The organism is Stenotrophomonas sp. AGC87, assembly GCF_057333975.1.
Window position 1 is genome coordinate 77,322 of the sequence record NZ_JBHFHW010000001.1, and the last position, 8,891, is coordinate 86,212.

Consider the following 8,891-nt stretch of genomic DNA (forward strand, 5'->3'; position numbering starts at 1 on the left):
GGCCTCTACCGAGCCACACGCTTCTCCGCTACCACCGCCACAGCCCACACCGCCATCGCCACCAGCGCAACGCTTGCACCGGTGACACACACGCCGGTCCAGCCGAAGCGATCAAAGACCTGCGCCGAGACCAGTGAACCCAGCGAGCCACCGATGAAGTAGCCGGTCATGTAGCCGGCATTGAGCCGGTTGCGTGCTTCCGGGCGCAGGGCATACACCACGTTCTGGTTACTCACGTGCAACAGCTGCGCAGCCAGATCGAGCACGATCACGCCCAGCACCAGTGCGATCAGCGAGTGTGTGGAGAAGCCCAGCGGCAGCCACGACGCGGCCAGCAGCACCAGCGCCACGGTCGTCGCCAACGCAGCCTTGCCACGGTCGGCCATGCGCCCGGCTACACCGGCGGCCAGCGTGCCGGCCGCACCCACCAGCCCGAACAGCCCGATCGTCGCATCGCTGTAGCCATACGGTTCGGCCGCGAGCAGGAACGCCAATGGCGTCCAGAAGATCGCGAACATCGCAAAGCTCAATGCGCCCAGCACGGTGCGCAGGCGGAACACCGGTTCCTGCGCGAACAGCGTGCCGATCGAGCGCAGCAGCTGCAGATAGCCCAGCCCGGCGGTCTGATGGAAGCGCGGCAGATGCCGATACAACATGCCCGTGGTCAGCACCAGCGCTGCCGCGGCGATCCAGTACACGGTGCGCCAATCGCCCAGCGAGGACAGCGCCCCGGCTACGGTGCGCGCCAGCAGGATGCCGAGCAGCAGGCCGCTCATTACCGTACCGACAACCTGGCCGCGCTCTTCCGGCCGCGCCAGCGTCGCCGCGAACGGCACCAGCACCTGTGCCACCACCGAGAACAGCCCGGTCAGCGCGGTGCCCACCAGCAGCCAGACGAACTGATGGCTCAGCGCGCTCAGTACCAGCCCTGCCGCCGACAGCAGCGACATGACCACGATCAGCCGGCGCCGTTCGAACAGATCGCCCAGCGGCACCAGCAGGATCAGGCCCGCCGCATAGCTCAGCTGGGCCACGGTCACCACCGTCCCGGCACGCGCGAAGGACACCCCGAACTGCCCGGCGATGGTGTGCAGCAGCGGCTGCGCGTAATAGTTGCTGGCCACGGCAACCCCGGTGGCGAAGGCCATCAGCAGGACCTGCCAGCGGCTGAGTGGCAAGGGCACGTCGTGGGTCATGACGGGCTCCAGGAAAGAAGGGACGCCAGTGTCCGCCCGATCGGCAAATGAAGGAAATGAATAGTTATCATCCAATGCATCTGAAAATGAGATGGCATGATGAACCTCAAGCAGCTCGAGTTCGCGGTGGCGCTGGCCGAGGAAGGCAACTTCACCCGTGCCGCGCAGCGCTGCCACGTCGTGCAGTCGGCGCTGAGCCACCAGATCGCCCATCTCGAAGACGAACTGCAGGCCACGCTGTTCGAGCGCCTGCCGCGTCAGGTCAGAGTAACGCCCGCCGGTGAAGCACTGTTGACGCACGCACGCCAGGTACTCACCTCGCTGCGGCATCTGCGCGATGACGTTGCCGCCGTCAGTGGCCAGGTGCGCGGCATCCTGCACATCGGCCAGATCACCTCGTTGACCGCCGTGGATCTGGTCGCCTGCCTGGCGGCCTTTCACCAGCGCTATCCGCAGGTCGAGTTCCGCCTGCGCATGGACAAGAGCGAAGTGCTGATGGCCGATGTACGCGAGCGGCGGCTGGATGTGGCGCTCGTCGGCTTGTCGCCGGGTACCCCGATCGAGGGCGCCCAGCATCAGTTGCTGGCAGAGGAATCGATGGTCGCTGTGCTGCCCCTGAACCATCCATTGGCGAGGCGTAAACGGCTCTCGCTGGCGACGCTGGCCGAGCTGCCGCTGGTGGACTTCGCGCATGGGAGCGGTGCGCGCCGGCAGACCGATGAAGCCTTCGCCGCCGCGGGGCTGCCGCACCGGGTGCCGTTCGAGATCAATCACATGGCGTTGGTCGAGCGTTTCGTGCAGCAGGGCCTGGCGGTCGGCATCGTGCCGCAGGCCATCGCGGCCGGTTTCAGCGATGTTGCCTGTGTGGCGATCCAGGGCGCACCGACGCGGCGCGTGCATGCGGTCTGGTCACACCTGCCCACGCCGGCGGCGCGGGCCTTCATGGAGGCACTGCTGCAGCACGTGGCCCCGGCACCGGAGCCACGCACCAAGGCCTCACTCAGGCGGCGCGCACGCGCAGGGTCAGGCCCTTGAGGAAGTTGCGCAGCATCTGGTCACCGCAGGCGCGGTAGTTCTTGTGGTCCGGCTGGCGGAACAGCGCAGACAGTTCCGGCTTGGAGACCGAGAAACCCGCGGCGTCGAACACTTCGTGCATGTCCACGTCCTTCAGCTGGAAGGCGACGCGCAGCTTCTTCAGCACCAGGTTGTTGGTGATGCGCTTTTCCACCGGGCGCACCGGCTGGCTCTCGTCGCGGCCACGGAAATGCACGATCAGGCCATCCAGGAAATGCGCCAGGGTGCGGTCGTCGCAGGGCACGAAGCCTTCTTCGTCTTCCTTGCGCAGCCAGCCGGCCACATCGGCCTTGTCGACCACGAAGGCCGGATCGGCCAGGGCACAGGTGTCGGCGATCATGCCGTCGCTGAGGTCGAGCATGTAGCGGATGCTGCGCAGTACATCGTTGTTGATCATGGGACGTCCAATACCGCCGGCGCGGCTGCGCGGCTGGCGGCCATTTTACCCCGTGCCGGGCGCGTGGCCGGCTGCGACCGGTGGTCGCTGTCATCTGGCTGCCATGAAAGTGAAGCACAGTGCCGCGATCAGGCATCGACAGGCAGTGGAGCAGGCAATGCGCAGGTGGCAGGTACTTGGGTGTGTGGGCTTGTTGCTGGTGGGCCCAGCGTGGGCGCAGGCTCCCTATGTGGCGTTGGAGCAGCGCTTGGATCCGCAGGGGCTGGCCGAGGTCGGGCTGACCCCGGCCCAGCTTCAGGCCCTGAACCGCCTGCTGCGCCAGGCCGAGGCCGATGCCCCCGCCCCGGTGGCCGTCGGGGCGGCGCCTGCCGCAGGCGTGGGTCTGCCAACGCCTGCGCCGATGTTCCCCGGGCTGGACGACGGCCCCATCACCGCCAAGGTCACCGGCCAGGTGGACGGCTGGGCCCCCGGCACCGTGTTCACCTTGGACAATGGCCAGCAGTGGCAGGTGCTCAAGGGCGACATGAAGCTCAAGACCGCCCGCAGCAACCCCGAGATTGTCGTGGTGCCGGGCATTGCCGGCCGCTGGTTCCTGCAGGTGGATGAAGACCTGCCCAAGGCACGGGTGTTCCGCATCCGCTGACGCGACGCCCCGTAGCGGCGGGCAGCGGAGCAGCGCACGGCGCTGCACCGGGCGGGCATCGGTGCGAAAATGGTCGGGATCTCCACGGAGTACCTCGATGACCCGTACCGCTCTGATTACCGGCGCCACCTCCGGCTTTGGCGCCGCCGCTGTCCACCGTTTCGCCCAGGCCGGCTGGCGCGTGATCGCCACCGGGCGCCGTGCCGAGCGCCTGCAGCCGCTGGTCGATGCCTACGGTCCCGAGCGCGTGCACGCGGTGGTGTTCGACGTGCGCGACAGCGCGGCAATGGAAGCGGCACTGGCCGCCCTGCCGGCCGGGTTCGCCGACATCGACCTGCTGGTCAACAACGCCGGCCTGGCCCAAGGTACCGCCCCGGCCCAGAGCGCCTCACTGGAGGACTGGCGCACCATGATCGACACCAACGTCACCGCCCTGGTGACGCTGACCCACCGCCTGCTGCCGCAGCTGGTCGCGCGCAAGGGCGCGATCATCAACATCAGCTCGGTGGCCGGCGTGTACCCGTACCCGGGCGGCAACGCCTACGGCGGCACCAAGGCCTTCGTCAGCCAGTTCTCGCTCGGCCTGCGCTCGGACCTGCACGGCAGTGGCGTGCGCGTGACCACGATCGAGCCGGGCATGGCCGCAACCGAATTCACCGTGGTCCGCACCCATGGCGACCAGGCGGCCTCGGACAAGCTCTACACCGGCGCCAACCCGATGACTGCCGATGACATCGCCGAGCAGATCTTCTGGGTCGCCTCGCTGCCGGCACACCTGAACATCAATCGCCTCGAAGTGATGCCGGTCAGCCAGTCGTTCGCCGGCTTCCAGGTCGCGCGCGACTGATCCAACCGGAATGCCACCCGGTAGAGCCGACCGTTGGTCGGCTGCACGCCCATCCGGCCCCACAATGCAGGATGGGCACGTCTAAACCGCCGTCCACACCGCCAACTCATACCCATCCGGATCGCGGAAATGAAGCCGACGCCCGCCCGGGAAATCGAACGCCGCCCGGCAGATTGCCGCGCCGGCCGCCTGCAGCCGTTGCTGCGTGGCGACCAGGTCATCGGCATACAGGATCACCAGGGGCCCACCCGGTTGCACCGCTTCGCCGGTGGTGAAACCACCGGTCAGGCGTCCATCGCTGAACTCGGTGTAGGCCGGCCCGTAATCGGTGAACGTCCAGCCGAAGACCTCACCGTAGAACGCCTTGCTGCGCGCGATGTCGGTGACATTGAATTCGATGTTGTCGATGCGGCGATCGTTGCCGTGTGCGGTGCTCATGGACGCTTCTCGTCGAAAGGAGCCCCAGCATCGCCACCGCAGCCGCGCCGGTCTTGAACAAAACGGCCAGTCAGCTACGCCACTGCGCGCACAACGCCGCCGCCCCGATCCCCGCCAACGCCCGCACCTCGCGGCTCAGGTGCGACTGGTCGGCGTAGCCCACATCCGCCGCCAACCCCGCCAGCCCCTCCCCCGGCCTCGCCCGGGCCAGCGCCAGGAACCGCTGCAGCCGCAGAATCCGCTCCAGCATCTTCGGCCCATAGCCGAACTGCTCATGGCACAACCGGCGCAGGCTGCGCGTGCTTATCTGCAGCCCCGAACCGATCGCGGCCAGATCGTGGCCACCGGCCCGCACCTGCCCGAACACCCGCGCCGCCACCGGGTGGGGGCTACCGGTAGAGCGGGGCAGCCCAGCCAGCGCCTGCGCGAACAACCGCTGCCGCGCATCGCCATCGCCCACGTCATTCAACCGCGCCGCCAGCTGCCGCGCCTGGGGTCCCAGCACCGCATCCAGCTCCACGGCGGTGCCCACCAGTTCGTCCAGCGGCACCCCCAGCCACGCCCGCGCCGCGCCGGGCTGGAAGCGCGCGCCCAACACCTGCGCGCCGGGCAGCAACTGCGGGTGTGCGGCCACCACATCCGGGCCCACGGCATACAGCCGCCCATCGCGCCACAGGATGTCCACGCAGCCATCGGGCAACACCGCAACCTCGCGGCTATGGCCCACCGGCAGATCGCTGCGCCACAGCTGCCCGAAACAGCCCTGCAGCGGAGCAGGTGCCGCCCATTCGCGGTAGCGACCGGTCGCACCGGCAATGCCGGGAAGGTCATCAGAATCGGGGCGGGAAGACATGCGTGGACGATAGCGCACTGCCAGGTGGTCGCCAGCGAGGGGTGCTGCCTGAAACAAGAACGCCGACCCAAGGGCCGGCGTCCAAGTTGCATCTGGAGCAACAGCCCCCTTGGAGTGCAAGGGGGCGCGCCGGCAGGCGCGGGGATGTGGAGGTACCAGCAGGGGCCCGAGGTTTCGCGTAGCGCAACCTTGGGGTAGTCGCGCGGCGCGCGGCTACTGCGCCTTGATCGCCATCGCCTGCAGCCCGGTCCCATCCAGCTTCTGCTTGGCCTCAGCCAGCTCGCCCGCGCTGCCATACGGCCCCATGCGCACGCGGTACACCGTCTTGCCGTTGATCTGGGCCGATTCCACGCGTGCAGCCAAACCGATCATCGCCAGCTTGGCCTTGGTCGCCTCGGCATCGCCGGAGGCACCGAACGCGCCGGCCTGCAGGATGTAACGCACGTTGCCCGCGGCCGGATCGGCAGCAGCAGCGGCGGCCGGTGCAGTGGCCGCCGGTGCGTCCGGCTTCGGCGCGGTGGCCACCGTGGCCGGGGCCGATGCCGCCGGTGCCGGCGTGGCGGCCGGACGTTCATTCACCGGCGCCGGCAACGCAGCGGTACTGACCGGCGCAGGCGTGGTGGTCGCGGCGGTGCTGGTCGGTGCCGGTGCGGGCGGCAACGGACGGCCTTCCAGCGCCGCCTGCGCGCGCTGCGCATCGGCCTTGGCGCGGCGCTGATCTTCGGCGCGTGCGCTGGCGGCCAGCTCGGCATCGGACATTTCCACTTCCTTGCCGGGCAGCAGGGTGTAGAAGTCGTACTGCGTCGCCGCCGGCTTGGCCGGTTCGGCAGGCTTGGCAGCGCCGGGCTTGGGCAGCTCGGTGCCGACGTCGGTATCGGCGTCGCTCACTGGGGCCGGCTGGGCGTTCGGGTCCGGCTGCGGGCCAACCCGCAGGAAGCCATCACCGTCGTTCTTGAACAGGTTCGGTGCCGCCAGGAACACCACGGCCGCAATCGCCACACCCGCAACCAGCCACACCCATCCCGGGGTGCCCTGGTTGCTGTTGCGCCGTGCCTGGCTCTTGCCGCGTCGTGCTGCCATTTACTGCTTCTCCACTGCTTACATTTTTTCCGGGGCGGAAACGCCCAGGATGTTCAGACCATTGGCCAGGACCTGGCGCGCGGCGCAGGCCAGCGTCAGCTTGGCGTTGCGTTCGTTTTCGTCGGCCACCAGTACCTGCGTGCCGTGATACCACGTGTGGAAGGCGTGCGCCAATTCACGCAGGTACTGCGCGATCAGGTGCGGTTCCAGCGCCAGACCGGCCGCTTCAACGACTTCCGGGAAGCGCGACATTTCCACCATCAGCCACAGCGACGCCTCATCGCCGAGCGAGGACAGCCCGGTCAGACCTTCGGCCGGCGTGTAGCTCAGCTTCTTCTCCTGCGCCTGGCGCAGCAGGCTGCACACCCGGGCGTGCGCGTACTGCACGTAGAACACCGGATTGTCGTTGCTCTGCTGGCGGGCCAGATCGATATCGAAGGTCAGCTGCGAATCGGGCTTGCGCGCGATCAGGAACCAGCGGGTGGCATCGCGGCCGGCTTCTTCGATCAGGTCGCGCAGGGTCAGGTAGCTGCCGGCACGCTTGGAGAGCTTCACTTCCTCGCCGCCGCGCATCACCGTCACCATCTGGTGCAGCACGTATTCCGGCCAGCCCTTCGGGATGCCGACGTCCAACGCCTGCAGACCGGCGCGCACGCGCGCCAGCGAACCGTGGTGGTCCGCGCCCAGCTCGGTGATCGCGCGTTCGTAGCCGCGCTGCCACTTGGAGAGGTGGTAGGCCACGTCCGGCAGGAAGTAGGTGTAGGTGCCGTCGGACTTGCGCATCACGCGGTCCTTGTCGTCACCGAAGTCGGTCGAGCGCAGCCACAGCGCGCCGCCTTCCTCATACGTATGGCCGGCCGCGTTGAGCTGGGCGACGGTCTCTTCGACCTTGCCGTCCTTGTATAGCGAGCTTTCCAGAAAGTAGATGTCGAAGTCCACGCCGAACGCGGCCAGATCCTGGTTCTGCTCGTTGCGCAGGTAGGCCACTGCGAAGCGACGGATCGCATCGAGATTGTCCGGGTCGCGCTCGCCGACCACCGAGTGGCCTTCCAGCTCCACCGTGGCGCCGGCCAGGTACGCCTTGGCCACATCCTCGATGTAATCGCCGCGATAGCCGGCTTCCGGCCAGCCGGCGTCGTCGGGCTTGAGGCCCTTCGCACGCGCCTGGGTGGACAGCGCCAGGTTCTCGATCTGCACGCCGGCGTCGTTGTAGTAGAACTCGCGCTTGGCGTTCCAGCCGTTCACTTCCAGCAGGCGCGCCAGGCAGTCACCGATCGCCGCCGCGCGGCCGTGGCCGACATGCAGCGGACCGGTCGGGTTGGCCGACACGTATTCCACGCCCACAGTGCGGCCGTTGCCGCTCAGGTTGTGGCCGTAATCGGCGCCTTCCTTGAGCACGCTGGCCGCTTCGCGCTGGTAAGCGCTGGGGGCGAGGTGGAAATTGATGAAGCCCGGGCCGGCGATCTCGACGCGCAGCACATCATTGCTCTTGGGCAGGGCATCGAGCAGCGCCTGGGCCAGGGCGCGCGGGTTGCTGCGCGCCGGCTTGGCCAGCAGCATCGCGGCATTGGTGGCGAAATCGCCGTGCTCACGGGTCTTCGGGCGTTCGACCACGAATTCCGGGGTCAGGGTATCGGCCGGCAGAGTGCCGTTGGCGCGCAAGGCTTCGATGCCTTGGCTGATCAGGGCGCGGAGGAGATTTTTCACAAGGCCTGCTTTGGGACTGGAGCGGCGGAATCGGCAATTTTAGCCCAGAAGCCACCCCGATCCATTGAACCGGGGCCGAGCGGCGCCGTTTCCCGCCTCGGATCAGGCCGTTCCCGCGCCCATCCAGCCGCGCGCGGCCATCGATACCGGGGCTCCGTCGCCGATCACGACATGGTCAAGCAGACGGATATCCACCAGGGCCAAGGCCTGCTGCAGCAGCACGGTGATCCGCCGGTCCTCCAACGAGGGCTCGGCACTGCCGGAGGGGTGGTTGTGGCTGACGATCACCGCGGCCGCGTTGTGCAGCAGGGCGCGGCGGACCACTTCGCGCGGGTAGACCGCCGCGGCGTCCACCGTGCCGCTGAACAGCTCCTCGCAGGCCAGCGTGCGGTGCTGGTTGTCCAGGAACAGTGCGGCAAAGACCTCGTTGGGCCGGGCGCGCAGCCGCTGCTTGAAGTAGCGCCCGGCGGCGGCCGGGTCGCGCAGGCTCTCGCCGCGGGCCAGCTCGGCCGCCAGATGGCGATGCGCCAGCTCCAGCCCGGCCACCAGCTTGCAGCTGCGCGCCGGCCCAAGGCCGGGCAGGGCGGCCAGCGCGGCGGCAGGGAGGTCGAGCAGGTTGCGCAGGGGGCCGTGGGGGGGGGGGGGGGGGGGGGGGG

At 68.5% G+C, this 8,891-nt stretch carries 10 protein-coding genes; 3 read left to right on the plus strand and 7 right to left on the minus strand.

Annotated elements, in window-relative coordinates; all coding sequences use genetic code 11:
* Nucleotides 1–5: 5 nt before the first annotated feature.
* Complete coding sequence (locus tag ACE026_RS00355) at nucleotides 6–1,196, minus strand: MFS transporter (protein ID WP_486036965.1); 1,191 nt, start codon at nucleotides 1,194–1,196, stop codon at nucleotides 6–8.
* A gap of 96 nt (nucleotides 1,197–1,292) precedes the next feature.
* On the opposite strand from ACE026_RS00355, the gene ACE026_RS00360 reads away from it, so the two are divergent.
* A complete protein-coding gene (locus ACE026_RS00360) occupies nucleotides 1,293–2,231 on the plus strand; it encodes a LysR family transcriptional regulator (protein WP_486036967.1) in 939 nt (312 codons plus the stop codon).
* On the opposite strand, the gene ACE026_RS00365 is transcribed toward ACE026_RS00360, so the two are convergent.
* On the minus strand, nucleotides 2,197–2,667 hold the full coding sequence (locus tag ACE026_RS00365; RefSeq protein ID WP_176990948.1) for a YehS family protein: 471 nt from the start codon (nucleotides 2,665–2,667) through the stop codon (nucleotides 2,197–2,199). The two genes, ACE026_RS00360 and ACE026_RS00365, sit on opposite strands and share 35 nt — an antisense overlap.
* 157 nt (nucleotides 2,668–2,824) lie before the next feature.
* Here ACE026_RS00365 and ACE026_RS00370 point away from each other — a divergent pair, with 157 nt between their 5' ends.
* Complete coding sequence (locus ACE026_RS00370) at nucleotides 2,825–3,310, plus strand: hypothetical protein (RefSeq protein WP_486036969.1); 486 nt, start codon at nucleotides 2,825–2,827, stop codon at nucleotides 3,308–3,310.
* Between the two features lie 97 nt (nucleotides 3,311–3,407).
* Nucleotides 3,408–4,157 (plus strand): SDR family NAD(P)-dependent oxidoreductase, encoded by a 750-nt coding sequence (locus ACE026_RS00375; RefSeq protein WP_486036971.1) that lies wholly within the window; start codon nucleotides 3,408–3,410, stop codon nucleotides 4,155–4,157.
* Nucleotides 4,158–4,238: 81 nt separating this feature from the next.
* On the opposite strand, the gene ACE026_RS00380 is transcribed toward ACE026_RS00375, so the two are convergent.
* The 5 genes from ACE026_RS00380 to radC form a co-directional block, all read right to left on the minus strand.
* A complete protein-coding gene (locus tag ACE026_RS00380) occupies nucleotides 4,239–4,595 on the minus strand; it encodes a VOC family protein (protein WP_486036973.1) in 357 nt (118 codons plus the stop codon).
* A gap of 70 nt (nucleotides 4,596–4,665) precedes the next feature.
* A complete protein-coding gene (locus ACE026_RS00385) occupies nucleotides 4,666–5,448 on the minus strand; it encodes a helix-turn-helix domain-containing protein (RefSeq protein ID WP_486036975.1) in 783 nt (260 codons plus the stop codon).
* A 213-nt stretch (nucleotides 5,449–5,661) separates the two neighbouring features.
* Entirely contained in the window at nucleotides 5,662–6,528 is an 867-nt protein-coding gene (locus ACE026_RS00390) for an SPOR domain-containing protein (RefSeq protein WP_346468994.1), read from the minus strand.
* Between the two features lie 18 nt (nucleotides 6,529–6,546).
* Nucleotides 6,547–8,235 carry an arginine--tRNA ligase gene (argS, locus tag ACE026_RS00395; protein WP_259260463.1) on the minus strand — a complete coding sequence of 563 codons (1,689 nt, stop codon included), beginning with the start codon at nucleotides 8,233–8,235 and terminating at the stop codon, nucleotides 6,547–6,549.
* A gap of 102 nt (nucleotides 8,236–8,337) precedes the next feature.
* A partial coding sequence (gene radC / locus ACE026_RS00400; protein ID WP_486036978.1) for a RadC family protein occupies nucleotides 8,338–8,891 on the minus strand: 554 nt, incomplete at its 5' end.

Excerpts from the sequence above, each read along its gene's own strand:
- ACE026_RS00360 (WP_486036967.1), top strand. The coding sequence starts at position 1,293 with ATGATGAACCTCAAGCAGCTCGAGTTCGCGGTGGCGCTGGCCGAGGAA.
- ACE026_RS00355 (WP_486036965.1), bottom strand. The coding sequence starts at position 1,196 with ATGACCCACGACGTGCCCTTGCCACTCAGCCGCTGGCAGGTCCTGCTG.
- ACE026_RS00385 (WP_486036975.1), bottom strand. The coding sequence starts at position 5,448 with ATGTCTTCCCGCCCCGATTCTGATGACCTTCCCGGCATTGCCGGTGCG.
- ACE026_RS00370 (WP_486036969.1), top strand. The coding sequence starts at position 2,825 with ATGCGCAGGTGGCAGGTACTTGGGTGTGTGGGCTTGTTGCTGGTGGGC.
- ACE026_RS00375 (WP_486036971.1), top strand. The coding sequence starts at position 3,408 with ATGACCCGTACCGCTCTGATTACCGGCGCCACCTCCGGCTTTGGCGCC.
- ACE026_RS00390 (WP_346468994.1), bottom strand. The coding sequence starts at position 6,528 with ATGGCAGCACGACGCGGCAAGAGCCAGGCACGGCGCAACAGCAACCAG.
- ACE026_RS00380 (WP_486036973.1), bottom strand. The coding sequence starts at position 4,595 with ATGAGCACCGCACACGGCAACGATCGCCGCATCGACAACATCGAATTC.
- ACE026_RS00365 (WP_176990948.1), bottom strand. The coding sequence starts at position 2,667 with ATGATCAACAACGATGTACTGCGCAGCATCCGCTACATGCTCGACCTC.